The following is a 26,028-nucleotide window of genomic DNA, read 5'->3' on the forward strand; positions in this document are numbered from 1 at the left end:
GGTTTTTGAGATTGTTAATTATTGGCAGATATTGTTTGTGAACCCGCCCCTACCTGATTTCTGGTAATCGACCGGACATAATATAATTGCTAATCTTAAACAAGTTCAAATCAAATCAAATTTAATTGGTTTTCACTGTCAAAACTTGCGGCGGCGACGCATCGGGCGGATAAATAAAATCTACTTGTACAAGTCGCTTTTCTCCCGATTTCATCTCTAGTTTTACCAAAGGTTCCCCCTGCTGTCCCCGCCGCTGCACTAAATGCACGTACCGAGTTTGAGGCACTTTATTGTCATCATTATAGCGCACTCTGACAGTTCCCCTAAAAAAAGTTTGAGGTGCGGGAGGTTCTAAAAAACTAAGTCCTCCTGAAGTTAATTTGTCTGTCTTAATTGGAGTTTGAATTGCGACAGTTACAGTTTGATTTTGGCTGGTAGAATTGTATAGCGGCAAGCTGAGACTGTATTGAATTCCGTAATTGCCGTGGGCGCGGTATGCTGTATCTGGGTAGCGGACTAGCATTCTCGCACTTTGCACTTGATTTGTTCCCAGCATTCCGCGCGGGAGGCTGCTTAATGGGTAGGAAAATGCTGTTCCGGGTTGGGGAATTGCTAGGTTTGATGTGGCGGGGTTGTCTGAGAGAAGGGCTCGCCATTCTGAACCTAATGCTACACCGGCAACTCTACCGTAAATTATTTGACCTTCGGTGATTTCGGGCGGTGTGGGAGTTCGATCGCGCGGCCCAGCTATATTACCATTGTCTAATAAGTTTTGCCATTCTGCTAAGTTGGGCGATCGCTCGTTTCCCGGTGCATCAACTCGGGCAAACATCGCCAGACTGGCAACATAGACTATACCATTGCTGCGTAACCGCATCAAGGTCGATCGACCGTTTAGCGGCGGTACCAATTCCCGCACCGGTATCGGATGATTCATCAACAGTTGGCTTTTTCCCGGTGGAATAATTAACTGCGGCTCAAAGTCAGACTGTCTCCTTCCTCTGAGAATATCATTCACAGCGCGACTTCCCGGCCCTGCGTAAATATTACTGTTTGAATTATCGACTTGCGGCGGCAATTCAATAAAAGGTGCATCGGGTTGACTGAGATAACTCGCAGCTTGCAATATATCTAATCTTACAGGTTTATTGCCCGGATTATAAACAATTACTCCTTGATACAATGTTCGCAAATCTTCCGGGGAAGGTGCGCGGGCTATGTGGTGGGCAAATATGTCGAAACGTCCTTGAAAGGGAAAGTTTAAATGTGCCGCCGGAAATCTTTTACCATCCGGGGGAAATGTCGAAAGCAAAATTCCTTCTTGCAGCACTAATTCGGGGCTGTTGCTGTTAAATACTGGTATGTTGTCTAACTGTCCGGGGAGAGGTCGCACTTCTTGGATTTGGAGGATTTCTTGAGGTGCGGGAGGGGTTTGGGCTAAGGGGAGAATTGATAGAATTGGCAGCATTTTTTGAGATGAGTTTTTTTTACCGCAGAGGGCGCAGAGGGCGCAGAGGAAGAGAGGGAGGAGAAGAGGAGGTAAATATTTGTGTCTGGGGGGGTTTGTACGGAGATTTTGCTCGATTCTAGCAGATATTGTGATTTTTACCTCGCCCACTGTTGTAATATGTAATTGTAAAATTTGGCTGTGTCTACTTGATCCATTGCTTGAATTTTTCGTCCTCCTATTTTAACTTGTGTGCGTCCTTGGCTGATGCCTTCGGTAATAATTTCTGTTTCCCATTCTCGCATTTGGTAAAATTCGGGATGCGCTAAATAAGCAGTTGCCAAAATGTCCCAAAAATAGTAATCTTGAGATATTGCGAGAGCATAGCACTGTCCTGCTAAGTCGGAAATTGGATATTTGCGCTGTTTTGCTAAGAGATTGGAAAATTCTACAGTCAGCGGTACATTATTGGTGATATCTAAAGGACACATGACAACGGGAATTTGGGTTTGCCAAATTCTCTCGATTGCTATCGGGTCCCAGTAAGCATTCCATTCCGCCGACATATCTTGTCCCGGTTCCATATCTTTGCTAACATTGCCGATAACATTGAGGGCGCCTCCCATCCAAACAATTTCTTGAATTTTGCTTTCAATTTCTGGCGCGATATCTAAAGCTTGCGCTACTGTTGTTAACGGCCCCGTTACCATTAATGTGACTGGTACGGCTGCATCCCGCAAAACTCGCACCATAAAGTTTTGTCCTGGTTCTGATATTAACGGCGTGTCAATGGTTCCTTTTTCATTTAGAATGGGAAGTCGATCGACTGCAAAGGAATCTCGCCGAAATAACACCGGAAATGGGTTGAGTCCCCGCACCGTACTCGCCGCCACCGGAACTTCTGAACGCCCCATTAAATCGAGGATTTTGCGCGTTGCACTCACCGCCGGTTGAATGTAGCAGTCCGCAGGAGTTACAATTACTCCCAGAGTTTCGACTTCCTCCATTGTCATCAGCAACACGACTGAGAGATAGTCGTCAACTGCACCGTCGTGATCCATTAGTACGAGTTTTTTGGACATTTTGCTTCCCCGGTGACTGAATTAGTGTAAAGTACAAATATTAATTTTTTTGTTCGAGAAACACAACTGCCTCAACTATATGAATACAGTATCACCTTACGGCTCTTGGAAATCACCTATTTCTTCCGATTTAATTGTTTCTGGAACTGTCGGACTCGGACAAATTGCTATTGACGGCGATGATATTTACTGGGTTGAGGGAAGACCTTCGGAAGCGGGAAGAAGCGTCCTCGTGCGGCGCACTCCTGACGGTACAATCAACAACGTGACACCGCCTCCTTTTAATGTTCGCACTCGCGTTCACGAATACGGCGGCGCTGCTTTTGCAGTTGCTGGCGGTGTTGTCTATTTTTCTCATTTTGCAGACCAACGTATTTATTCTCAAGCATTAGATTCTCAACCCGAACCTCTGACACCTGCTGCTAATTGTTGCTATGCAGATGTGATAATTGACAAGCAGAGAAATCGCCTGATTTGCGTGCGCGAAGACAAGGCAGGTGATGGCGAACCTGTCAATACTATTGTTAGCATTAATTTAGATAACGGCGAAGATATTCAAATCTTAACTCAGGGCAATGATTTTTATGCATCCCCTCGTTTAAGTCCAGATAATTCTCTACTTTCCTGGATTTGTTGGAACCATCCAAATATGCCGTGGGATGGCACAGAATTGTGGGTAGCAGAAATTAAGGCTGACGGTTCTTTAGGTGAAAAATACTTAGTTGCTGGCGGGGTTGATGAGTCGATTTTTCAACCGGAATGGTCGCCCGATGGAGTTTTGTATTTTGTTTCTGACAAGTCGAACTGGTGGAATTTCTACCGCTGGCAATCTAGAACCCCCCTCAATCCCCCCTTGGTAAGGGGGGAAGCAGAGATAGAAACCAGCTTGTGCGAAATGGCGGCTGAATTCGGACTTCCTCAGTGGGTTTTTGGAATGTCTACTTATGCCGTTGTCTCGGAAAGCAAAATTATTTGCACCTACACTCAGCAAGGCAAGTGGTATTTAGCTAGTCTCGATTTAACGACTAAGCATTTGACAACAATTGATACGCCTTACACTGATATTTCGTCGGTCAAAGCGCGGGGAGAAACTGTTGTTTTTCTCGCAGGTTCGCCGACTGAATCTACGGCTATTGTACAACTAAATTTAGCAACAAGTCAACTAGAAATTCTGCGGAAATCGAGCGATTTAAGCATCAACTCTGGTTATCTTTCAGTACCAGAACCGATTGAATTTCCCACGGAAAACAATTTGACTGCTTTCGGTTTCTTCTATCCCCCGAAAAATCAAGATTTTGCAGCGCCTGCGGGTGAAAAACCGCCGCTTGTTGTTAAAAGTCACGGCGGCCCAACTGCTGCTACTTCTAGCAGTATGAATTTGAAAATTCAATATTGGACGAGTCGCGGTTTTGCCGTGCTCGATGTTAATTACGGCGGCAGCACTGGTTACGGCAGAGAATACAGAAAAAGACTGCAAGATAGTTGGGGAATTGTCGATGTTGACGACTGCGCTAACGGTGCTAAATATTTAGCTCAAAAAGGTTTAGTTGATGGCGAAAGAATGGCGATCGCCGGAGGCAGTGCAGGGGGGTACACCACTCTGTGCGCTCTTACTTTCCGCGATGTGTTTAAGGCCGGTGCGAGCTATTATGGAGTTAGCGATTTGGAAGCTTTGGCAACGGATACTCACAAGTTTGAAGCGCGCTATCTGGATGGATTAATCGGGCCTTATCCTGAAAGAAAAGATTTGTATGTAGCTCGTTCGCCGATTCATTCCGCCGAACGTTTATCTTGTCCCGTTATCTTTTTTCAAGGATTAGAAGATAAAGTGGTTCCGCCCAATCAAGCGGAAATGATGGTAGACATATTGAAAGCTAAAGGTTTGCCGGTTGCTTATGTTGCTTATGAAGGAGAACAGCATGGTTTTCGCCGCGCTGAAAATATCAAAAGAACTCTTGACGGCGAATTCTATTTCTATTCGCGGGTGTTTAAGTTTGAGTTAGCTGAACCTGTGGAGGAAGTCCAGATTTACAATCTTTAGAAAAAATTAAGTTTGCAGTTGCTATGTCTTCGCTCAACGGCAACTGCAATCTTAGCATAATCCGCCAATTTTTAATGTGATTTACTTCACAAATTTTGCTGTTTACTATCACAAATTTTGCTGTTTATTGTCACACATTTAAAGGCAATACAGCTATAAATTTTTATAGTGCGATCGCCTTTTGTTAATGCAGAAATGCCCGATCGCGCGATCGTCGAGTAGAGAGTCAATTACTATGCAAACTCCTGTCCACCTGATTCCATCTGCTTTGGGCGAGCTGTTTGCCGAAGTGAATCAAAATGGCTACATTACTCTAGCGGATAGGTACGGTTTGATGGCTGCTATTTTTGATGAAACTTTGACTGAGGAAGACAAACGCTCGATCGATCGCCTGCTGCGATCTGTGTGCCGGGGAAGGATAAAATTAGTTAACGAACTGTCTATGATCAGATAAGTGCCGATAATTTTATTTTACGACTATTTTAAAATTCTCCACAATCAAAAAAAGTCCTAATTGTCTCATAATTAGGACTTCGAGGGAGGAAACTATTTTTAATTTTTCATCAACTTAGGACTAAGGCAAAAAAAGTTTGGCGCGCGAATTATAGCGGTAGGGTGCGCTGCACCTTACATAATTAGATTCTGGCCCAACGAGTGAACAAGTTTAACGTGCAGGTATAGCTGTAGCAAACTGCAACTTGCTCAAACTTTCTTCAGGCTGAACATCCATCTGATAGCTGAGTGCCGAAGGAATACCGAGCACGCAGCACGGAAAATTATTGCCTAGTTCCCTAACGAGCCGATGGTTGCCAGAACCACAGCCCAAGAACAGTAAATTTGCTGATTCTAATTCAACCACATTTCTCAGTTCTGTAGCAACCTGCCCGATACGTAAATGAGCTTTGAATAAACCGCGCCATTCCTCAGCCAAACAGCGCGCTTGCCACAGCAACTTATCTGCTACCTCGTACTCATTATTTTGACCATAAATTGCTTGGAAATAATGCGGATCGATCCAAGTGTTTTGCTGGGATACCGATGGGATTTCGGTTGGTAAAGCGAGTGCAGGTGCTGCACAATTAAGAGCGAATGTTCCCTCTAAATCAGACACTTTCTGCTGTGCCGCCAAGGCATTTGCTACAGCAAGTTTGCAACTATCTTCGCCGTAACTTTTGGGCGATTCGTCGATCACGTAGACAACTTGAACCGTGACTTCTTTAGTTGTTACTAAACGAGTTTGATGCGCCATCCAAAGGGTAATATCCAGAGCTATTTGACTTTGGGGAGAACTGTTGTAACCGACAATAAAATTGATAGTTTTTGGCTGTTGTGGAGATTTGGATTTCTTAGAAATGGGTACTTTTGGCTCCGGCAGCAATACCATTTCTTCTGCTAAATTTTGGTATCCCAATGCACTTTCAAAACGCGCTAACATTGTTTTGAGATTCACAGGCTTGACCTCTATTAAGTGAATTGTTTTCTCTGTTCGTCGGGCGTTATTCGTCTTGGGTAAAGTAGCGATCAAGAAAATTCAAAGCATAGTTGCGGAGTTCGTAATACTCCTGGGATTCCCGCAACTCTTGGCGATCGCGCGGGCGCGCAAACGGCACTGACAAAATTTCACCTATCGTCGCAGCCGGGCCGTTTGTCATCAGCACAATGCGATCGGACATATAGATAGCTTCATCCACATCGTGAGTAATCATCATTGCAGCTTGTCTGTGATTTTCCCAGATATCCAGCACCTGTTTCTGCAACTTGCCGCGAGTCAGAGCATCCAGCGCTCCAAACGGTTCGTCCATTAATAACATTTTCGGTCGAATCGCCAATGCTCGCGCAATCCCAACCCGCTGTTTCATGCCCCCTGAAATTTCGTCTGGATATTTATCGGCTGCCGATGTTAAGTTTACCATTGCTAGGTGTTCGTTGACAAGACTAATCTTCTCGGAACGGCTAAGACTTTGCAAAACTTCATCAACTGCCAGCCGAATATTTTCCCGCACCGTCAGCCAAGGCAGCAATCCGTAGTGCTGAAATACCATCATGCGATCGGCTCCCGGTTTGCGAATTTCTTTGCCTTCCAGTGTCACTATTCCCCGGCTCTGTTTTTCCAAACCAGCCACTATTTTTAGCAGCGTTGATTTGCCACACCCAGAGTGACCGATTACCGAAATAAATTCGTTTTCTCCAATACTTAAATTGATATTGTCCAAAACGCTAAATTCGCTACCGTCACCATTTTTATACGACTTGAACAAGTTGTCAATTTCTAGAAATAGACGATCGCTCTTGACGGTATTTTTGGTACTGGTAGAAGTAGATGTGTATTGACTCACGGTATTCTCCTAAAAAGTAGTAAAGTGTTAATTGACTTTTCTGGCTATTGCCTAAATCCTCAAATTGGGCAGTCGGTTTCAACCGACTTTAGCTATTAGCCAGGGAATTTATTCCCTGGCGGGACATGAGGAAAAAGGCAACATCTCAAACATTAAGACTGAAAAAAAGACTGAGGGCGGTTGGCTCGAATTTCAAAACTCTTCAAATAACCCACCGGATCGCTTGGATCGAATGCCTTTTTATCAATAAAAAGTTCTGCAGGTTCCACTTGGTAATCCTCCTTCGGACAATCGATCGCCATTTCGGCAACAATCTGTCGGTAAAGGTCGGTTCTCCAAGCTTTTTTAGCTAATTCCTCAGCATTTTTCGGCACTTCTTTAATCTGTCCCCAGCGAGCGGCTTGAGTCATCAACCAAATACTCTGAGACTGCCACATAAATGTTGAATGATTTCCCGGTATTTGAGGCAAATTCTTAGGAATGTCATAGAAAATAGTTGCATCGGACGATTGTATGGTGCGGTCTTTTTCGTCAAACCCTCCATAGTTGTAGTCGCCAACTATTGCCGGCCGCGTAAATTTGTCGATCGCCCCTTTTTTCGGTTTCGCCCCCGTAAACGATCGCTCAGTCAGCAGCGCCGCTATTTCACTGCGATTTTCCGGGTTGCTGCAATACTGACAAGCTTCCACCATTGCCTTAACCAGCGAGTAATAAGTCTTCGGATTTTCCTCAATGAATGATTCCATTACTCCCAAAAGGCGATCGGGATGTCCCAGCCAAACTTCCTTGCCTTGCACGAAGGTAAAACCCACTCCCAAATTGCCTTGAATTGCCCGCGTATTCCAAGGTTCTGCCACCATGTAAGCCTGCATGGCGCCAATCCTGATATTAGTTACCATCTGCGGCGGCGGCACAATAATTACCCGAAATTCTTTCAACGGATCGACACCCGCAGCCGCCGATATGTAGCGGACAAAGTATTCGTAAATCGAAGAACTCAGAACCACTGCCCAAACCCTTTTTTCCGACGGCTGACTGTCAAAAAAAGCTCGAAATTGTTTGCCAAATTCTTCCAAATTGCCGTTGTATTCGTTCCACGGGCGCAAACCGAAATCCCACATAGCTTTGTTCATCGTCATGGCGTTGCCGTGGCGGTGGATTGTCATTGCCGCGCACAGGGGTGCGTGACGCGCTCCTTCTGCGCCAATTCGGGCGTTTGTGACGGCGCCGGATACGACTGGGGAGGCGTCTAGGCGGCCGAAGATGAGGCCGTCGCGGGAGGTTGCCCAGCTTGCTTCGCGGTTGAGTTGGACGTTTAAACCGTATTTGCGGAAAAAGCCTTTTTTCCAGGCGATCGCAAATGGTGCACAATCGTTAACCGGCACGTATCCTACGGTTAAATTTGGTTTTTCTAAGGTTCGGGAATCGACAACCTGCTTTACGGCTGAGGCTTCTTCTGTCAGTCCTTTTGCCGATCGATCCGCGCTAATTGCACAACCAGATAAAGCCATTCCCGCCACCGCCGAGCCCATTCCTTGCAAAAACTCGCGGCGCTTCCATTCATTGGAAAACTTGTCACTCATACAATTTTAGATTTTAGATTTTAGATTTTAGATTTGAAGTTGTAGTTGTAGGGTGCGTCGCCACCAACCATCACAAACAAAAATCGACCATCGATGAGCGACGCACCTGACAGTTGTAGGGTGCGTCGCCACCAACCATCACAAACAAAAATCGACCATTGATGAGCGACGCACCTTACAGTTGACACTTGATAGTTAACTGTTCGCTTCCTTCTAGTGACTATTCACCGATCGATGCGTTACTAATTCCTGAACTTTGTCAACAGCAGCGTCGAGCAAAAGTCCAGTTAAGCCAATTACAAACACCGCTAAAAATACCGAACTCAGGTTCAAACGGCTCCACTCATCCCAGACAAAAAAGCCAATTCCCACGCCGCCTGTCAGCATTTCCACCGCTACAATTACCAGCCAAGCAATCCCCAAACTAATCCGCAAACCTGTAAAAATGTATGGCAAACTCGCCGGCCAAATTATCTTGGTAATTCGCCTCCAGCGTGGCATTTCCAAGACTTGCGCCACATCCAGATAATCCTTGGAAACGTTAGAAACTCCCAAAGCTGTGTTGATAATTGTCGGCCACAAAGACGTGATGAATATGACAAAAATTGCCGACGGCTCTGCTAAATTAAAAATCGATAAAGCTATGGGCAGCCAAGCTAGCGGCGACACCGGTTTGAAGATTTGAATCAGCGGATTGAGCGCCATCATTGCTGGTTTCGACATCCCGATGAGAAATCCCACGGGAATCGCAACTGCAGCACCTAGCAAAAATCCCACCAACACCCGCCGCAAACTCGCTAGCAGCAGCCAGCCAATGCCTATATCTCCAGGCCCGCGCTGGTAAAATGGATGGAATATGTAATCTAAATTAGCGATTAACGCCTGATAGGGAGTGGGAATCAAATCGCTGTTGAAGCTGGCAACAATCCACCACAAGCCAAGAATTCCCAAAAAACCCGCAGCAGGTAACAAAACAGCATCTCGGATGACAACGGGTTTTACCCGCTTCCACGCTGCAACTCCTGCAACTGCGATCGCAGATAAATTAAGCTGTATGAACATTTCAAACTCCTTCAGAGTCAGGGCAGGTACAAGAATCTTGAACAATACCAACCTGAGACACTGACGAAGCCAAACTATCTTGTTCAGAAAGTTGGCTTTTCAGTCTCTTCTCAATGCCTGCGAAGTTAGCTGACGGGCTAGGACTGAGAGATGTCCTTCTCGTGAGATTTCAAAATCAAAAATTACACTCAAATTTGGCAATTTTTAACTTTGCTTTTTAATTCTCTAGAGATTCGCCCCGAAAATTGGTTCCTCCGCTCCAGCCACACGCTTGGTTCGATCGCGCGGTGCTCGATTAGGCTTGACTTTTTAAGCCAATTTCAATAAAGGTAGCACGAGCATTTCATTTTGTCAATATGTCTTGAGGAGTAGCTATTTGCGATTTTAGATACTTTGGTATTACCAATCAATTTTTCTTCCTTCTTCCTTCTTCCCTCTTCCTTCTTCCTTCAAATCAGAAACCGAATAGTTACATAAACAGCCGCAGCCACCAATTGCAACGCCATCACAGGAAATCCGTAACGCAGAAAAGTTTGAAAAGAAATCCGGCGTCCGTGCTGCTCGGAAATTCCCGCCGCCACTATATTAGAAGAAGCTCCTATCAAACTGCCATTTCCCCCTAAATTTGCCCCGTACATCATCGCATAAAATAGCGGCAGCACTTCGATTGGAAACTGCCCTGCAAAATCTGGAGCCAGGATTTCTGCCGGTGCGAACCCGACATTGACAACGTATTGTTTTAGCAGCGGCACCATCGCCACCACCAGCGGAATGTTGGGTACCACGCTCGACATCAAACCCACAACAAATAACAAACCTAAAGAACCCAAAAAAATATTTTTTCCTAAAATAACTGCTAAAAAACCTGACAGATGACCGATAATCCCGGTTTTTTCCAAACCGCCAATTAGCACAAAAAATGACATAAAAAATAGCAGGGTACTCCAATCTAAATCCCGCAAAATATTATTAACAGAATCAATTTGGGAATGGTGAGCTAAGAGCATTGCCAATGCAGCCCCCAACAAAGCAACCGCCGCCGGTGAAATAGGCACGGGCAGAGACTCTCCTATTACAAAAAATGTCAGCACGAAAGCTATAATTACACCGCCCACTGCTAAGACTCGCTGGTGATTAATTTTTGGGTGCGGCAAGTTATCCAAATCTTCTAATTTTTTGTTCCAGATTTCGGGAAACAGCCAAGGTAGGATCGCCACTAAGACTGCTACTGAGATCGCCCCGCCCAAACTTAATTGAGCTAGGTAATCTGCAAAGCTCATGTTAATAGCATCGCCAACAATGAATGTCGCCGGATCGCCCACGATTGTCAGCAGTCCCGAACTGTTAGCCACAAATACCATTAAAATCAGTAAGGGCACAAAATCTACCCCGACTTCTTGGGCTATTGGCGGAATTAATGGTGCTAGCAGCATGACTGTCGTAGCATTGGGCAAAACTGCACAAATTGGCGTAGTAATTGCGACAATGCCCAGCAATAAATTTTTGCCTTTGCCTTTAGCCAAAATAACTATTTGAGTTGCCAAATATTCAAATACTTTGGTAGGCTCAAAGGCTCTCACCATTACCATCACACCGAAGAATAAGCCCAGTGTTGCGTGACTCCGACTGATATATTCGATCGCGTTGTTTAACGTCATCACATGGGTAAAAACCAGAATCACCGCTCCCAGAAATGCCGCTACTGTGAGGTGTATCCATTCTGTAATTATTAAGAATACTACACATATAAATGTTGTTGCAGCAATCACAGCTTGTACGTTTTCCATTTATTCCCCTGAAAAATTTAAAACTTAAAATTAAAAACTATTAGTGTGAGGCAATCTACTACTTTATGGCTCTTCTGTCAATAGGTTGAAGGGCTGATTATTGTAGCAACAAGCTGGGATCGACCCCTAGAGAGAGTTCCGGCACTGGGAAAAAATCACATCAAAACTACTTCTTTTGGCAGGGTCGCGATCGCCAGAAGTTTGATATGGCAATCTGGCGATCGCTCCACTACAATGAAACATGGGCAATCTCTGCCAAACTCAACCCCCACGCAGACATCATGGACTACAGCCAAGTGCTCGCCGACAAAACCGATACTATCGTCAAGAAGTGGATTGAAGCAGTTCGTCAGGATCGGAAAATTGAAAGCGCTGAGGCATTACCGCACTCAGCAATCGAAAATCACATACCTCACCTGCTGGCGGCGATGGCCACAGTGCTTTCCCAATATCAAAACAGCGAAATAAAACTAATAATTGAAGCCAGTTTAGATCACGGATTTCTCAGAGCAGAACAAGGCTACGACGCAGCAGAAGTAGCCAGGGAATACCACTTATTGCGTCAAGTAATATTCTCGCAGTTAGAATCAGAATTGCTAGCAGGAACCACCGCCGACGTATTCAGAGCTTTTAGGCTGATAGATGCCGTAGTAGACGAAGCAATTGCTCAGTGTTTCAATAGCTACGTCGCTCAGAGGCTGCAGGAACTTCAACAAATTCAAACTCAGTTAAAACTCACCAATCAAGAACTCGCTCGCCTCGTCAGCGTTAATAAAGAAAACGTTTACCATTTAGCTCACGAACTCAAGACTCCTCTTAACTCCATTATTGGTTATTCCGAACTGTTCTTGCGCCAAGAAAAATGGCAATCTGAAATTAAAGATACCCTCCCAGGTATCGAACACATCGAGCGAGTATTGCGTAATGGCAGACAGTTGCTTCGCATGATTAATGACACACTAGAACTTTCTCGCGCCGAGGCAGGAAAAATTAAACTTAACTTGCGGCCAACTAATGTACGATCGGTAATTAACACCGTAGTAGAAATGATGCAGCCCATTGCTGATGCTAAAGGACTAAAGCTCGCTGTTACCAGCGACGGCGGCCCAACACAAGTAATCTCCGACTCTGGGCGGCTGCAACAAATTCTGATCAACCTGCTGAGCAATGCCATTCGCTATACAGAATCTGGTAGCATCGAATTAAGTTGCCGCCATGCTGGAGAAGGAAATTGGGCGATCGCAATTACAGATACCGGCATTGGCATCGCCCCCGAAGATACAAACCGCATCTTTGACCCCTTCTTTCAAGCAGGAGAAGCAGGCAAACAGCTCTTTCCTACCGACAGCACTGGCCTGGGATTAGCGATAGTATCGAGGCTCGTCTCACTGCTGCAAGGCAAAATCGAGTTAGTATCAGAAATAGGAGTCGGCTCAACTTTTACCGTGATTCTGCCGCAAGAAGTTAAAATACTCCAAGAAGTAAGCTAAACATTAAGTTCAAATTTTTACATCCGAAAATCCTATGCCTGCAGCCAACCTTAGCCCTTCCACCACCGCCTTTCCCCTCACCGCCGTAGTCGGGCAAGAAGCAATCAAATTAGCCCTGCTGTTAGCAGCAGTCGATCCCGGATTGGGAGGAGTTGCGATCGCAGGCCGCCGCGGTACAGCAAAATCAGTAATGGCCCGCGCCTTGCACTCCTTACTGCCACCCATTGAAATTGTTAAAGATTCTTTTTGCAACGCCGAACCTAATGAAATTGTTGCAGAACAGGCATCAGGCTTGTTACCAGAAAATGGCGGGCAAGATGCCCACACCACCGATACTAATTCCCCAAATACAGAAATAATTCCCACACCCTTCATTCAAATTCCTTTGGGTGTCACCGAAGACAGACTCTTAGGTTCAGTCGATGTCGAACAATCAGTGAAATTCGGCCAAACCGTATTTCAACCCGGACTCTTAGCCCAAGCAAATCGAGGTGTCCTCTATGTTGACGAAATCAACCTCCTCGATGACAATATTTCCAACCAATTGCTAACAGTATTAACCGAAGGGCGCAACCAAATAGAGCGCGAAGGCATTAGCTTTCAACACCCCTGCAAACCTCTATTTATCGCCACCTACAACCCCGAAGAAGGGCCACTGAGAGAACATTTGCTCGATCGCATCGCGATCGTACTTTCAGCCGACGCAGCACTCGAACTACAAGAAAGAGTCTATGCAGTAGAACAAGCTTTATCCTACTCCAGCTCCCCCCAAGACTTTCTCAATCAATACAGCGAAGATACCGACAACCTCAAAACCCAAATCATCCTAGCCAGAGAATGGCTCAAAGATGTCAGCATTAAACGCGAACAAATTGCCTACCTAGTAGAAGAAGCCATCCGGGGTGGCGTTCAAGGACACCGCGCCGAAATATTCGCAGTCCGCGTCGCCAAAGCCGCCGCCGCCATCGAAGGACGCACAGAAGTTAACGCCGAAGACCTGCGCCGCGCCGTAGAATTAGTCATCGTACCCCGCGCCACCATCATTCAAACTCCCCCAGACGAAAACTCTCCTCCTCCTCCCCCCCCACCGCCTCCTCAAAAGCAGTCAGAACAAGAACAAGACGAACCAGAAAACGAGCAAGAAGACGAAGAAGACCAAGAGGATGAAGACAACCCGGAACCTGAAGAAGAACCAGAAAAAGATACCATTCCCGAAGAATTCCTCTTCGACCCTGAAGGAGTAATTCTCGACCCCAGCGTGCTTTTATTCGCCCAACAATCCGCCAACAAACAAGGCAAATCCGGCAGCCGCAGCACCATTTTCTCCGAAGATAGAGGCCGTTACGTCAAGCCAGTATTGCCCAAAGGCCCCGTCCGCCGCATCGCCGTTGACGCCACCCTCAGAGCCGCCGCACCTTACCAAAAAGCCCGTCGCGACAGGAATTCTAACCCCCCCCAACCCCCCCTTAGTAAGGGGGGGCAAGAGGCGAGTCAACCCCCCCGAAGCTTGGGGGGGCAACAGGCGAGCCAACCCCCCCGAAGCTTGGGGGGTCAAGGGGGGGTTCAGCGCAGTGTATTTGTGGAACAGGGAGACATTCGGGCGAAGCGCTTGGCCAGAAAAGCTGGAGCTTTAGTCGTCTTTGTCGTCGATGCTTCCGGTTCGATGGCCCTCAACCGAATGCAGTCGGCCAAAGGTGCAGTCATGCAGCTACTGACAGAAGCTTATCAAAGCCGCGACCAAGTTGCTCTGATTCCCTTTCGCGGAGAACAAGCAGAAGTGCTGCTACCGCCGACTCGCTCCATAGCCTTGGCCCGCAAGCGTTTGGAACGGTTGCCCTGCGGCGGCGGTTCCCCCCTGGCCCACGGTTTGACTCAAGCCGTGCGGGTGGGAGTCAACGCGCGTCAGTCTGGAGATATCGGTCAAGTTGCGATTGTCGCCATTACTGACGGACGGGGTAATATTCCTTTGGCTCGTTCTTTGGGCGAACCGATTGTAGATGGAGAAAAGCCTGATATTAAGAAAGAATTGTTAGAAATTGCTGCCAAAATTCGTGGGTTGGGAATGCAGTTGCTGGTGATTGATACCGAGAGCAAGTTTATTTCGACTGGCTTTGCGAAGGAATTGGCCAAGACTTCTGGAGGGAAATACTATCACTTGCCGAAAGCTACCGAACAGTCGATCGCAGCTATGACTAAAAATGCTCTGCGCGACGCGATCGGCTAAAATCCTGATATCCTGATTGATCTGCGATTATCCGCGTGTATCTGCAGTTAAAAATCCAAAAATTAGACTTTTGGCTAAAAGTCTAATTTTTAACTCTCACTTTCCGGCGAGTCAGCGCCAGCGAACCCGCAACTAAACCCAACCCTACCACCGCCGAAGGCTCAGGAATTCTTGCCGGGAGAGGCTCCGGCTTAGCCGGCCCCCGGCTCGGTATTCCAGAATTTGCTTGGGTGAATTGCTCGGTATTTTTAGCCAGCAGCAAATTTTCTGAACCCTGCCCAGAAGTAGCGGTATAAACGGCTCGGACATTAGCTGCAACGGCAGGTTGACCGCCGGAAATAACGGCGGCAGCCAATAAAATTCCGGCTGTAGGTGGCAATAATTTGCGCTCAAAAAATGTGGGCATTGGACATTACCTATTTAGCAGTTTTTCGATAGAACTCGATCTATTCATTAATTTTCTGGGTATCCTCTGTCTGAGCTACCTTAGTAATTAACGGAAGCGATTTTTGATTGGCGATTTTACATTATTGAAGTTTCTGGTCTCTAGTTTAAACTAAGTCGCCCATCAAAAGCCTAAAATTAACTGTGATCCCTGCCTCTAGCATATACTCCTTAATCCGCAATCGTAAATCCCCCATCCCAAATTGATTTACATCCGCTATTTGCGATTTTATCGACTTTAAGGTAGCCCTTGACCGCAGATAGCGCCGACCTCTTAAACTCAATTATAGCTTAGCCACGACGCGCAACGGTGCGAGAGGGCGACACGGCACAGACCTGTACGCAGTCGATTATAAACAATCGATCCCTGCGTTGGAGTGATTTCACCCCCGTTCTTTATCAAATCTTTAAACTCTTTGAGGTTTTGCAAACAAAGTGTAAAGCTGTCAAAATGATAGATAGCAATTCTCAGCCAAAATTAGGTAAATCCTCGTGAGTAACACTAGCAATTTCCGCGAAGCCGTGCGCGAGGCCAAAAACCACGCGCTAGTAGGCCCCAACGTCATCTCCAACGCTCTCCCCTTCGTCGGCGGCGGACTTGTCTTAACTGCTGTCGGCACCTACGGCGGCCTCGGAGTGATTCGTAACTATCCTGGGATCTTCTTTCCCACGTTCATCGCCGCGATCGTCCTACAATTAATTCTGTTCTTTGTCGCCCGCGGCGCAGCCGAACAAAATAACAAAAATACCGCTTTGCCTCTGCTGGCAACCTACAGCTTGCTTACAGGCTACACCCTCAGCGGATTGGTGTCTATAGCCCTCAGAAGCGAAGGCGTCGGCATCGCCGGTATTGGTTTTGCCGCCCTCGGCTGTGGCATTACTTTTATCGCCGCCCGCCAAATTGGCTCCAACCTTTCTGAACAAGACGGCATGGCCCTCACCAAAACTATCAGTTTAGGTGTGATTGCTTTGTTAGTCGTCGTTGGCGGTCAGTTTCTGCTATCTCTATTTGGCGTCTACACCCCAACCTGGTTGGAAATTGGCATTTCTGGCATCGGCGTGTTTATATTTGCCGGCGCTGCGATCGTCGATTTTTACATATTACCCCGCAGCTACCGCGACGACCAGTATTTGCCCGCCGCTCTGTCGATGTACTTGACCTACGTCAACTTGTTCATTTTCATTCTGCGCCTGCTGATTGCTCTCAACGGCCGGGATTAAGTGAAACTTTAGCTTAAAAAAACCGCGGCTCGATGTCGATCGAGCTGCGGTTTTTGATTAAGATTTGAAATCAAGATAGTCGTCATCGCCGCCTCGGTCTTTATACAAAAAACTTATATCATGTTCACAGCCTGCAGGCATAAGGTATAATTTTAATTTTTAATCACTCAATCACACCTCTTGTTATCTAATTCTGTCGATCGCGATTTCAATATTAATCACAAATTAATTGGAGAAAACTCATGTACTTAAAATATGAAGATATCAGGAGAGTCAGCGTAGAAATTACCTCCAGGTGCAATGCAGCTTGTCCCCAGTGTCCCCGCACCGGCAACCCGATTTTGCCGGGGGCAGAATTAAAGATGGAGGATATTGAGAGAATTTTCCCACAAGAGTTTTGCTCTCAGTTGGATTTGGTGTATATGTGTGGCAACTACGGCGATGCTATGACTAGCAATACCACAATTCCCGCGATCGAGTATTTGCACCGCATGGGAGTTCCTCAAATCGGGCTTTATACTAATGGTAGCGGACGCAATCCCGACTGGTGGCAAGCCCTGGCAAAGGCGATGACAGGAGAACACGATAGCGTAACTTTTAGTATCGACGGGTTGGCAGATACTAACAGCATCTACCGCCAAAATACCAACTGGGACAGAATAATGCAGTCTGTTAATGCCTTCATCCAAGCTGGCGGAAAAGCTGTATGGCACTACTTGATTTTTGAACACAACCAGCACCAAGTAGAAGCAGCACGGGATTTAGCCCAAAAATTAGGATTTGTCGAGTTTGTACCGAAAGCAACCTCTCGTTTTGTGGCGAAAGAAATTTATGAAAAAGAGTCCGCCAATCAACAGCCTCCGAAGGCAGAAAAGTCTCAGGTAGATGCCAAGAGCGATCGCCCAAACCAACCAGCAACAAATAATGCGTCAGCTCCTCAAAATCAAACACAGACCGCTGTTGGATTGCACAAACAAGCTGAGGAATTCTTGAAACAAGGAAAGCTATCAGAGGCGATCGCAGCCAGCCAACAAGCCCTAAAAAATCAACCTAATTTTGCAGCAGCATGGAAAACTTTAGGCAATGCTGTTCAAGGTTTGGGGAAGATGCAAGCAGCAGCAGACTGTTACGCAAAAGCCCTCAAAATTCAGCCTAATTTTCCCGAAGTTTATGCTAATGTCGGCAGTCTTTATGCTCAACAGCAACAGTGGCAGCCCGCTAGTGCTTATTACCAAAAGGCGATCGAGCTTAAACCCAATTTTGCAGGAGCTTATCGCAATTTGGCTAAAGTGTTGACGCAGTTGGGGCAACCAGAAAAAGCAAATTATGCTTGGTATCAAGCTATAGCAATCGAAACCTCTCAAGCACCAGAAGCAACTCCTTCTGTCCCCTCACAGCCAGCCAGCGAAGAACTGCAACCCCCATCCTTGGAACAATATAAAAATCCCCAGGGAGACCAATTTATCCAAGCTGTAGAAAAATTTGGTAGCCTAAACAATTACTACCGAAATGTAGAAATTAGCTGTCAAACTCAAGCCAGCAAAGAGATTTTCATCAGTTTTGAAGCGGAACTCTGGCCTTGCTGTTGGGTAAGCCATACTAAATACGCTGTTTATAACCACACTTACAGACCGCAAATGCTGGCTTTAATTGAAAAGTATGGAAATGGCTTTAATTCTCTCAGAACTCAATCAGTGAAAGATGCGATCGCCAGAGATTGGTTTCGCGAAGACCTCACGAAAAGTTTTTCCTGTTCCAAAAGGTTGGACGTATGCGCTCACGAATGCGGTAAAACTTTCAATTCAACAGGTTCGCAGTATATATAGCAATCCTAAATGAATCGTAAATTTTTTACCCCACCCCAACCCTCCCCTTATCAAGGGGTTGGTGTGTACACGGTAGCCTTAGCAAGGGGGGCTGGAGAGGATCTTTCTCAACAGCTACGCGAAGCATTAGCAGCACCGGGAAAAGAGCGAATTCGAGATTTAGTGAAAAATCCCCTGAGATGTTCCCTGCTGTGCGGCACTTGGCAGTCGTTGGATGGGGATTTACCGGATACTAAGGCTAAGCTTTATCAGCGGTTTGTGACTACTTTGTATCAGTGGAAAAAACCGCGCCTGAATTTGATTCAGCAGCAGGAATTGAATGCTGCTTTGGGGAAATTGGCACTTTCAGGGATGTTAAATGAAACGTCGCGGTTTCAGTTGCGAGAAAGTGTGGGATATCGGGTGATGGGTGCATCGCAGTTTGAGTTAGCTTGTCGTTTGGGTTGGCTGAATTTAGTGGCGAGGGATGCGGAGACGGCGGAGGGGATTTATGCTTTTTACCATCCGACGTTTCAAGAATATTTTGCGGCGTTGGCGGTTGAGAATTGGCACTTTTTCTTGAATCACATTCCTAAGAATCCGCAACATCCTGATGCTAGGTATCGCATTTTTGAGAAGCAGTGGAAAGAGGTTATTTTGCTGTGGTTGGGGCGTGACGATGTAGGGAAGGAGGAGAAGGAAGCGTTTATTAAGGCGTTGGTTAAGTTTAAGGTTGGGTGGGATAAATTTTATGGATATCGGGCATATTTTCTAGCGGCTGCGGGGATTGCTGAGTTTAAAGATTGTAGTCTTGCTGATGAGATTGTGTCGCAGATTGTTATTTGGGGATTTGGTTATTTTAATAAGCAAAAACAGGATTGGCGGACATTTCTCGATCCAATTGTCGAGAGGGCAAGGGAAGTTCTGAAAGAAACAGATCGCCAAAGGGCTATCTCCGCTTTAATCGAGTTGATCCGCAATTCAGGTGATGAATATACCCGGAGGGAAGCGACCAGAAGTTTGGGGGAAATCGGCAAAAATTGCCCAGACACGATCGCCGCTTTAGTCGAATTAATCAATACTTCTCAGGATGAAGTTACTCGGTGGCAAGCGGCAGATATCTTGGGTAAAATTGATAAAGATAGCCCAGTAGCGATTTCCGCTTTAGCAGAGTTAATTCACACTTCTGTTGATAAAAACACCTGGAAGCGATCGGCATATAGCTTGGGGGAAATAGGAAAAGATAGCCCAGAAGCGATCGCCGCTTTAGTCGAACTAATCCGCAATTCAGTTGAGAACGGTTTCTACCCGGTTTTCGGGTGGTCTAACGTACCTACCTGTATAATAGTGGCATATAGCTTAGTGAAAATAGGCAAAAATAATCCAGTGGCGATCGCCGCTTTAGTCGAGTTAATCCGCACTTCAGATAATAAAGTTACTCAAGGGCGAGCGGCAGAAATTTTAGGTAAGATAGACAAAGATAACCCGGTAGCGATCGAAACTTTATTGGATTCAATCCGCAACTACCGTCCTAAAGATAATCGTTATCAAGCGGCAGAAAGATTAGCAACAATTGGCAAAAATAACCTTGTTGCGATCGCTGGTTTAGTCGAGTTAATTCGCACTTCCCGCAATCAAGTTACCCGGTGGCGAGCTGCAGAATGTTTGGGGAAAATAGACAAAGGTAACACAGTAGCGATTTTAGCTTTAGGCGATTTGATCCGCAATTCAAACAATAAAATAACCCAGTCATCAGCAGCAGCAAGTTTAAACAAAATAGGCAAAAATAGCCCAGAAGCAATTTCCATTTTAGTCGATTTCATCCGCAATTCAGGTGATGAATTTACTCGGCGTTTAGCTGCAGGAAGCTTGGGGGAAATCGGTAAAGATAGCCCAGAAGCAATCTCCGCTTTAGTCGATTTAATCGCTAATTCTCAGAATGAATATACCCGACGGCAAGCAGCAGAAAGCTTGGGGAAAATCGGCAAAGATAGCCCGGAAGCGAACACCGCTTTAGTCGAGTTAATCCGCAATTCAGGTGATGAACATACCCCGTGGGAAGCAGCATCTAGCTTAGGGACAATAGGAAAAGATAGTCCTGAAGCGCTCGCCATCTTAGTCGAGTTAATCCGCAATTCATGTAATGCAGATACCCTGTGTCGAGCGGCATCTAGCTTAGGGAAAATAGAGAAATATTACACAGTTGCGATCGCGACTTTAATAGAGTTGATTCCTAATTATCACCCTGAATATTCTATTTTTGACCCGGCAGATAGCTTACTGAAAATTATGAAAGGTAAACATTTCGCTACCGCAGTTTCAGGTTTAAAAAAATGCCTAACTTCCGAAATCTACAAAAATAATTTGGGTCGCAATGAGAAGTGCTACGGAGTCATCTGGAATTGTGCCGAAAATATGACTTACCCAGAATTTTATCAAGCATGGCACGCTTAACCCACCGCTGGAATCGCCGTTAACAGGTTTTCCGCCAAATCAAGAGGACTTGCTGAATGCGGTACAGAATTGGATTGGGGGGAGGGGATACGTCGCAGATCCAGGGGCGGGACACGGCAATGCCGTTTCCCTACAGGTATTACAAAAACGCGCGATCGACCAAAAGCAGATGCGAACCAATCCTTTAACCTACAATACTATTTCTAGAGATGCCATCACCGAGCCTCCCAAAGACTCCCTCAAACCATGCCCAAACCAAAAAAGACCCCCGCCAAAACCTACACTGAAATCAACCTCAGCGATCCTCAATATTACTTCAACCGAGAACAAAGCTGGCTAGAATTCAACAACCGCGTGCTTCACGAAGCTCTCGACCCCCGCACGCCCATCCTAGAAAGGCTCAAATTTCTAGCTATTTTTAGCTCCAACCTAGACGAATATTTTATGGTGCGCGTGGCCGCCCTCAAACAGCAAGTACAAGCAAAAGTCAGCAAATTGACTTCCGACGGCAGCACCCCTCAACAACAGCTAGATGCCCTTAACCAGCGACTTTTGCCAATGGTTTCTCAGCAACACTCTTATTTTGAGCAAACCCTGCGGCCGAAACTAGCAGCAAGCGGCATCTACATTCTTGACTACATTGACCTCAATCAAGAACAGCGGAATTACTTGCATCGCTACTTCAAAGAACAAGTATTTCCCGTACTCACTCCCCTAGCAGTTGACCCCAGCCACCCATTCCCCTACCTTTCCAATCTCAGCCTCAATTTAGCAGTAGTAGTCAGGGACCCCGACACGCGGGAAGAATTATTTGCCCGCGTCAAAGTACCGCAGGTTTTGCCGAGGTTTTTGCCACTACCGGGGGATTTGCAGTGGCAGCAGAGGGGCAAATCTCCGGTTTGGACTGGCGTGCCCCTAGAACAGGTGATTGCCCACAATTTAGAAGCTTTGTTTCCGGGGATGGACATTCAGGAATATCACCCGTTCCGCATTACTCGCAATTCCGATTTGACGGTGGAGGAAGATGAGGCGGAGGATTTGCTGTTGGCAATAGAACAGGAACTCCGCAAGCGCCGGTTTGGAGGTTCTGCGGTGCGAATGGAAATTCAAGCGATTATGCCGCCTGCACTGCGAGATATGCTGATGGAGGAGCTGGATCTCGGTGAGCAAGATGTTTACGTCGTAGAGGGGCTGCTAGGCCTCAAGGATTTGATGTCTTTTGTGGGGCTGCCGGTGCCGGAACTGAAAGACCCGCCTTGGACTCCGGTTGTGCCGCCCCGTTTGCGGAACTCGGAATCACCAATGATTTTAGGCAAATTAATGTTGGATGCTGAGGAGGGCGAGGATATTTTCACCGCCATCCGCCAGGGGGATTTGATGCTACACCATCCTTATCACTCGTTTGCGGCGACGGTACAGCGGTTTATTACTGAGGCGGCGCACGATCGCTCTGTGTTAGCGATTAAGATGACTTTATACCGCACTTCGGGAGATTCGCCGATCGTCAGCGCCTTAATTGAAGCAGCAGAAAACGGCAAGCAGGTAGCCGTTTTAGTAGAGCTCAAAGCTAGGTTTGACGAAGAAAATAATATTAATTGGGCTCGCAAGTTAGAACAAGCTGGAGTCCACGTAGTTTACGGTTTGGTGGGGCTCAAAACCCACACCAAAATTGTGATGGTAGTGCGTCGCGAGGACGATTACATCCGCCGCTATGTCCACATCGGCACCGGCAATTACAATCCCAAAACAGCCGGACTCTATACCGATGTGGGTTTGTTGAGTTGTCGCGAGGATTTGGGATCGGATTTGACGGATTTGTTTAATTATTTGACGGGTTATTCGCGGCAGGTATCTTATCGCAAATTATTGGTGGCACCGGTCAATATGCGCGATCGATTTTTAGCTTTAATTCGCCGCGAGGCAGAATTCTGCCGCTTGCAGGCCGAAGGTGGCACCGGTAGCTGTGGCCGCATTGTCGCTAAAATGAATGCTTTAGTTGACCCTCAAATCATTGTTGCTTTGTACGAAGCTTCCCAAGCGGGAGTGAAAATTGATTTGATTATTCGGGGGATTTGCTGTTTGCGTCCCGGCGTTGAAGGTGTTAGCGAAAATATCAGAGTTATCAGTATTATCGGCCGCTTTTTAGAGCATTCTCGGATGTTTTATTTTTTCAACGGTGGCGACGAAGAGGTGTATATTGGTTCTGCTGACTGGATGCAGCGCAATCTCACCAGACGGGTTGAGGCCATAGTTCAAGTGGAAGACCCGACAATTGCTAAGGAATTGCAAGAAATTTTGGGCGTAATGCTGGCTGACAACCGCCAAGCTTGGGATTTGCAGCCGTCAGGACACTACTCTCAGCGGCGGCCGCCTGCTAATTGCCCGGAGGTGAGCTCTCAGCAAATTTTGATGGACATGGTTTTGAATTAGTTATTAGTCATTAGTCATTAGTCATTAGTTGTCAGTTGTCAAATTTGCAGTTAGCAGTGTAGGTTCTTGTTAGCTATTAAGCTGTACTGCATTTGATTTTAACTTTTTGGGCGGGCTAGAAGCCCACCCCACCAGATTTTTACTAACATGACTATAGCAATCCTTGCATGATTTGTGGGATGGGCTTCTAGCCCGTCCCTCCCAGTTGTGGGATGGGCTTCTAGCCCGTCCCGACTAGAAACCCAAACCACGTTTATAACTGACGAAAGGATTGCTATGTGCAAATTAAAGGCGCGACAGCTTAGCCAACCACTGACAACTACTGACTAATGACTACTGACTAATGACTACTGACTACTGACTACTGACTACTTAACTGTTAAAAGTACGCTTGAATTCTTCTAAGAGATCATCAATTTCTTCGATCGCCTGACTCACATCTATTCTCAGGGCTCCCAAGTCCGATCGATCTAACAGCCGCACGAGGGATTCCCGCTTGACTTCGATCTGTGCTACGCGCTCTTTGAGTGTTTGTGCATCCATGGTTTTTTGCCTTTGCTAGTATTAACAAAAATATTTGACATTCCCCCCTGCGAACAGACGGAGATTCTTAATTCACCGACATACCTTTTTGGGCAAATCCTTCACTGTTTTTATATGGTAAGTGATGAACCTGCTCAGGGTTTTTGAGTCTGTGTTATAGTTTGATTGTACATCAAAACCTCAGCCAAACTACAGCCACATTTTAGCGCAAAAAAGGCGGACGTTTGCTATCTGCGGGTTTATTTTTCATCATTCCAGCTAAAAATCGCTTCAGGGCCTTCTCTCGGTTTTTCATAAAAGCAGCCCAAAATCCCGGTTGATATTCATCCATCGTCTTGGCTAGGGCCCAGACATCGATCGCTAAGATATTATAAAGCCTTTCATCTTCACGTTTGAGCGAGTTAATCTGCTCCAGAACCGCCTTGTTTGCTCCAGCAGTTTGTTTGTCTTCGTCTTTAATCATGTCCGAAAAATGGTTGAAAGGGCAAGAGTGTCGATCGCGATCGCCACTCTGTATACTTTGATGATACTGCCGATCTCGATTGCCTTCTGGAACCAAAGCCGCGCAATTAACACGGATATTTACCAATGGCGCGCCCGGACGAGTCCGGCTGGATAAGCTTCTGAAGCTAGAGACAAGACTGTGGATGCACACCGCTCCCGCGCTCATCGATGCTAGCAGTTTTTGCAGGTCTTTTGGCAAAAAAACTAAATTTATTCCAGACTTTTTGACAGATAATAATTAAAGTATATTTTTTCTGTCCGACTACTTACCTCACTAATATGTTACGTAAAATTTCTTTAGCAAACCTAGCCTTAGTTGTGGGCGGTATTATAGCAGCAGTCGGGTTCGGAGCCTACTTCACAGACAGACCTACCCTGAACCTAGCCGGTTTTTTTTATGGAATTCCGCTGTTGCTGGGAGGTTTGGCCCTGAAAGCGGCCGAACTCGAACCGGTGGAGTTCACCGAACCGACATCTCCCGAAGTTCTTCTCCTGCGAGAAAGTCAGGCCACAGATACTCAAAACCAAGTCCGCAAAGATATCACCCGATTTCGCTACGGCCAACCCGCGCACTTAGATGATGCTTTGGAGCGCTTGGGCTTAGCCCCGACAGACGAGGAACGGCCGCTTCTGCAAGGGTTGCGGGAAGTTGATGTTGATGGTGCTTATGGGTTAATTTTAGAGTTTTATTCGCCACTACTGCCGATCGACTTATGGGAAGAAAAGCAAGACAAAATAGCTACTTTTTTTGGACCAGGTTTGCGCGCACAAGTGACTCAAAAGGCTGGTGACAAAATTGAATTGGCTCTAATTAAAAATACTCAAGCTTAAAGTATTCTGAAGTTTTGAGTGCAGCAATTTTGAAGTCGCCAATTAATAATTAATCCTGCATCGGCTCAGATACTGATTTTAGCGGCAGCGTGAAACCTGTCGCTATCAACAAAAGCTCTATCCGCAATTGAGCGATCGCCCCAATGGGATTTTCCTTCATTACAATAGTGGTTGAGAAGTTATCGGCAATCTTACAGCAATTTGCGACCAAATTGCTGTATATCAAAACTTAAATAAAAATAGGTTTTTTCGCTCCCATGAAAGAAACCGGGTTTCAGGCTTAAGCAAATTCATGTTTTTAGAGAAACTGCAGGCAAGTTAAGGATAAACAGAGTTAATCAGCCTTAACAAACAAGCGAGAACGAGTAATAAAACGCTCTCCATCGGGCCCTTCCAGGGAAAAATCGCTGCCTCCGGGCCCCCATGCCACGTCTATAATTAACTGCGTGTGCTGCCAATATTTGTATTGCTGCGCTGCAATATAAAACGGACAACCGCCTATTTCGCCCAGCAATACGTCACCATCACCGATGATCAATTCGCCATCGGGATAGCACATGGGGGAACTACCGTCGCAGCAGCCACCGGATTGGTGAAACATCAATTCTCCGTGTTGAGTTTTGAGATGGTTGATTAATTTTAAAGCGGCTTCTGTTGCGGTGACTTTGGCAGTTTCCATTGCAGTCTCTTTGTGTAGCAATTTAATTTCGTTTTTGAATGAGATTTTTTTTTATAAACCGCAGA

At 46.1% G+C, this 26,028-nt stretch carries 21 protein-coding genes and 1 riboswitch; of the genes, 9 read left to right on the forward strand and 12 right to left on the reverse strand.

The window, feature by feature from the left end:
- Positions 1-121: 121 nt before the first annotated feature.
- Both QUB20_RS03385 and QUB20_RS03390 read right to left on the reverse strand, forming a co-directional pair.
- The gene (locus QUB20_RS03385; RefSeq protein ID WP_333245890.1) at positions 122-1,468 is read right to left on the reverse strand and encodes a DUF3370 domain-containing protein; all 1,347 of its coding nucleotides are present in this window, start codon (positions 1,466-1,468) and stop codon (positions 122-124) included.
- 137 nt (positions 1,469-1,605) lie between these two features.
- The gene (locus tag QUB20_RS03390; protein WP_333245887.1) at positions 1,606-2,529 is read right to left on the reverse strand and encodes a nucleoside hydrolase; all 924 of its coding nucleotides are present in this window, start codon (positions 2,527-2,529) and stop codon (positions 1,606-1,608) included.
- A 79-nt stretch (positions 2,530-2,608) separates the two neighbouring features.
- On the opposite strand from QUB20_RS03390, the gene QUB20_RS03395 reads away from it, so the two are divergent.
- Together QUB20_RS03395 and QUB20_RS03400 are read left to right on the forward strand one after the other, a co-directional pair.
- Positions 2,609-4,570 (forward strand): S9 family peptidase, encoded by a 1,962-nt coding sequence (locus tag QUB20_RS03395; RefSeq protein ID WP_333245884.1) that lies wholly within the window; start codon positions 2,609-2,611, stop codon positions 4,568-4,570.
- Positions 4,571-4,805: 235 nt separating this feature from the next.
- The gene (locus QUB20_RS03400) at positions 4,806-5,024 is read left to right on the forward strand and encodes a hypothetical protein (RefSeq protein ID WP_333245881.1); all 219 of its coding nucleotides are present in this window, start codon (positions 4,806-4,808) and stop codon (positions 5,022-5,024) included.
- Positions 5,025-5,234: 210 nt separating this feature from the next.
- On the opposite strand, the gene QUB20_RS03405 is transcribed toward QUB20_RS03400, so the two are convergent.
- The 6 genes from QUB20_RS03405 to QUB20_RS03430 form a co-directional block, all read right to left on the reverse strand.
- On the reverse strand, positions 5,235-6,020 hold the full coding sequence (locus QUB20_RS03405) for a universal stress protein (protein ID WP_333245877.1): 786 nt from the start codon (positions 6,018-6,020) through the stop codon (positions 5,235-5,237).
- A 46-nt stretch (positions 6,021-6,066) separates the two neighbouring features.
- The gene (locus tag QUB20_RS03410) at positions 6,067-6,906 is read right to left on the reverse strand and encodes a nitrate ABC transporter ATP-binding protein (RefSeq protein ID WP_333245874.1); all 840 of its coding nucleotides are present in this window, start codon (positions 6,904-6,906) and stop codon (positions 6,067-6,069) included.
- Positions 6,907-7,058: 152 nt separating this feature from the next.
- On the reverse strand, positions 7,059-8,489 hold the full coding sequence (locus tag QUB20_RS03415) for an ABC transporter substrate-binding protein (RefSeq protein WP_333245871.1): 1,431 nt from the start codon (positions 8,487-8,489) through the stop codon (positions 7,059-7,061).
- A gap of 20 nt (positions 8,490-8,509) precedes the next feature.
- Positions 8,510-8,677: a hypothetical protein gene (locus tag QUB20_RS03420; RefSeq protein WP_333245868.1), complete on the reverse strand. Its 168-nt coding sequence runs from the start codon at positions 8,675-8,677 to the stop codon at positions 8,510-8,512.
- 25 nt (positions 8,678-8,702) lie between these two features.
- Positions 8,703-9,551, reverse strand: coding sequence for a nitrate ABC transporter permease (ntrB, locus tag QUB20_RS03425; protein ID WP_333245865.1), 849 nt, complete (start codon positions 9,549-9,551; stop codon positions 8,703-8,705).
- Positions 9,552-9,650: 99 nt separating this feature from the next.
- A riboswitch (cyclic di-AMP (ydaO/yuaA leader) is annotated at positions 9,651-9,863 on the reverse strand.
- 137 nt (positions 9,864-10,000) lie between these two features.
- The gene (locus tag QUB20_RS03430) at positions 10,001-11,338 is read right to left on the reverse strand and encodes an ArsB/NhaD family transporter (protein ID WP_333245862.1); all 1,338 of its coding nucleotides are present in this window, start codon (positions 11,336-11,338) and stop codon (positions 10,001-10,003) included.
- Between the two features lie 206 nt (positions 11,339-11,544).
- Here QUB20_RS03430 and QUB20_RS03435 point away from each other — a divergent pair, with 206 nt between their 5' ends.
- Complete coding sequence (locus QUB20_RS03435) at positions 11,545-12,828, forward strand: HAMP domain-containing sensor histidine kinase (protein WP_333245859.1); 1,284 nt, start codon at positions 11,545-11,547, stop codon at positions 12,826-12,828.
- Positions 12,829-12,862: 34 nt separating this feature from the next.
- Positions 12,863-15,052: a VWA domain-containing protein gene (locus tag QUB20_RS03440; RefSeq protein ID WP_333245856.1), complete on the forward strand. Its 2,190-nt coding sequence runs from the start codon at positions 12,863-12,865 to the stop codon at positions 15,050-15,052.
- A gap of 82 nt (positions 15,053-15,134) precedes the next feature.
- Here QUB20_RS03440 and QUB20_RS03445 read toward each other — a convergent pair whose 3' ends face one another.
- The gene (locus QUB20_RS03445) at positions 15,135-15,458 is read right to left on the reverse strand and encodes a PEP-CTERM sorting domain-containing protein (protein WP_333242071.1); all 324 of its coding nucleotides are present in this window, start codon (positions 15,456-15,458) and stop codon (positions 15,135-15,137) included.
- Positions 15,459-15,988: 530 nt separating this feature from the next.
- On the opposite strand from QUB20_RS03445, the gene QUB20_RS03450 reads away from it, so the two are divergent.
- From QUB20_RS03450 to ppk1, 4 genes are all read left to right on the forward strand, one after another.
- Complete coding sequence (locus QUB20_RS03450) at positions 15,989-16,717, forward strand: Bax inhibitor-1 family protein (protein WP_333242072.1); 729 nt, start codon at positions 15,989-15,991, stop codon at positions 16,715-16,717.
- Between the two features lie 242 nt (positions 16,718-16,959).
- Positions 16,960-18,543, forward strand: coding sequence for a tetratricopeptide repeat protein (locus QUB20_RS03455; protein WP_333245852.1), 1,584 nt, complete (start codon positions 16,960-16,962; stop codon positions 18,541-18,543).
- 9 nt (positions 18,544-18,552) lie between these two features.
- A complete protein-coding gene (locus tag QUB20_RS03460; protein ID WP_333245849.1) occupies positions 18,553-20,976 on the forward strand; it encodes a HEAT repeat domain-containing protein in 2,424 nt (807 codons plus the stop codon).
- Between the two features lie 246 nt (positions 20,977-21,222).
- On the forward strand, positions 21,223-23,406 hold the full coding sequence (gene ppk1, locus QUB20_RS03465) for a polyphosphate kinase 1 (RefSeq protein WP_333242078.1): 2,184 nt from the start codon (positions 21,223-21,225) through the stop codon (positions 23,404-23,406).
- 372 nt (positions 23,407-23,778) lie between these two features.
- On the opposite strand, the gene QUB20_RS03470 is transcribed toward ppk1, so the two are convergent.
- Positions 23,779-23,949 carry a hypothetical protein gene (locus QUB20_RS03470; RefSeq protein WP_333242080.1) on the reverse strand — a complete coding sequence of 57 codons (171 nt, stop codon included), beginning with the start codon at positions 23,947-23,949 and terminating at the stop codon, positions 23,779-23,781.
- A gap of 202 nt (positions 23,950-24,151) precedes the next feature.
- Entirely contained in the window at positions 24,152-24,652 is a 501-nt protein-coding gene (locus tag QUB20_RS03475) for a hypothetical protein (protein WP_333245845.1), read from the reverse strand.
- Positions 24,653-24,732: 80 nt separating this feature from the next.
- Here QUB20_RS03475 and QUB20_RS03480 point away from each other — a divergent pair, with 80 nt between their 5' ends.
- Complete coding sequence (locus QUB20_RS03480) at positions 24,733-25,284, forward strand: DUF2854 domain-containing protein (RefSeq protein WP_333245842.1); 552 nt, start codon at positions 24,733-24,735, stop codon at positions 25,282-25,284.
- Positions 25,285-25,618: 334 nt separating this feature from the next.
- Here the strand turns inward: QUB20_RS03480 and QUB20_RS03485 are convergent, their stop codons facing one another.
- Positions 25,619-25,963, reverse strand: a complete 345-nt coding sequence (locus QUB20_RS03485) for a DUF779 domain-containing protein (RefSeq protein ID WP_333245839.1) — start codon at positions 25,961-25,963, stop codon at positions 25,619-25,621.
- Between the last annotated feature and the right edge of the window lie 65 nt (positions 25,964-26,028).

Source organism: Microcoleus sp. B4-C2 (assembly GCF_036705265.1).
GTDB lineage: Bacteria > Cyanobacteriota > Cyanobacteriia > Cyanobacteriales > Microcoleaceae > Microcoleus.